Source organism: bacterium, assembly GCA_024224155.1.
In the GTDB taxonomy this organism is placed as follows: Bacteria; Acidobacteriota; Thermoanaerobaculia; order Multivoradales; family JAHEKO01; genus CALZIK01.
Genome location: JAAENP010000317.1, coordinates 1 through 919, shown reverse-complemented (window position 1 = coordinate 919; position 919 = coordinate 1). Strand labels below are relative to the sequence as shown.

Genomic DNA, 919 nt, shown 5'->3' with positions numbered 1-919 from the left:
GGCTGGTCGTGACCTCGGGTTTCACCACCTCGACGGCCATGGAGATCGGCAAGTACACCCGCGACCTCTACGCCACGCTCGAGCAGGAGACCGGCTTCGCCACCGGATTCAACCCGGTGGGATTGCTGCAAGTGGCGACGGATCAGGAGATCCTGGAGGACCTGCGGCGCAAGATGACCTTCGGCCGCAGCATGGGACTGGATACCCGGGAGCTGTCTCCCGGCGAAGTCGGCGAGCTCTGGCCGCTGGCCCGCACGGACGACGTGCTGGCCGGCTTCCTGACCGCCGAGGACGGTCGGGCCAATCCGGTCGACGTGACCATATCCCTCTCCAAGGGAGCCCAGGCCGGGGGCGTCCGCATCTTCGAGGGCGTCGAAGTCACGGGGATCACCCAGGCTCGCGGCAGCGTGACCGGCGTCGTGACCGATCAGGGGCCCATCGCCGCCGAGGTCGTCGTCAACTGCGCCGGCATGTGGGGACGCCAGGTCGGCGAGATGGCCGGCGTCAGTTGCCCTCTGCAGGCCGCCGAGCACTACTACATCATCCTCGACGGAATCGAGGGGGTGAGCCGGGACCTGCCGGTGCTCGAGGACCCCTCGGTCTACGGCTACTTCCGCGAAGAGGGCGAGGGTCTGTTGGTCGGGCTGTTCGAAACGGACGCGGTGCCATGGTCGCTCGACGGCGTACCCAAGGACTTCGCCTTTTCTGAGCTCAACCCCGACATCTATCGGCTGATGCCCTTTCTGCAGGACGCGCTAGAGCGAATCCCATCGGCCGAAGACGCGACGGTGCGCCAGTTCTTCTGCGGGCCGGAGAGCTTCACCCCGGACCTGTCTCCGCTGATCGGGGAGGCGCCGGAGTTGCGCAATTTCTTCGTCGCGGCCGGCCTCAACTCGCTGGGCATCCTCCAGGGTGGCGG

General features: G+C 67.1%; 1 protein-coding gene. It reads left to right on the top strand.

Going from position 1 to position 919, the window contains the following annotated elements; genetic code table 11:
- Nucleotides 1-919 (top strand): FAD-binding oxidoreductase (locus GY769_16695; protein ID MCP4203559.1); only part of this gene is annotated, 919 nt, incomplete at both ends.